Here is a 215-nt window from a genome sequence, read left to right as displayed (position 1 = left end):
TACCAGCGGTCGCTGGAGCTATGCGCGCCAGCTTTATGGCCACGTTTATACTGCAAAACTAGGAACGCTTTCTGATCTGGTTGCCGCAGGCGATCAGCTTAACCAACAGCACATCACCCTGGCCGGGTACGAGAAAGAAACTCAGACTCCGGCAGATGAACTGGCAGCCAGTCGCACCGCACGTAATGCGGTCTTTATCCGTAACGATCCGGCGC

At 55.8% G+C, this 215-nt stretch carries 1 protein-coding gene; it reads left to right on the top strand.

What is annotated here, in order from left to right; all coding sequences use genetic code 11:
* Positions 1–215: phage tail sheath subtilisin-like domain-containing protein (locus FDX22_RS21955; RefSeq protein WP_370317701.1), on the top strand; the 215-nt coding region annotated here is incomplete at both ends.

Source organism: Citrobacter sp. TBCS-14 (genome assembly GCF_005280805.1).
GTDB lineage: Bacteria > Pseudomonadota > Gammaproteobacteria > Enterobacterales > Enterobacteriaceae > Citrobacter > Citrobacter gillenii.
Note: the sequence above shows the minus strand (reverse complement) of the source record. Positions and strands in the feature narration are given on the sequence as shown.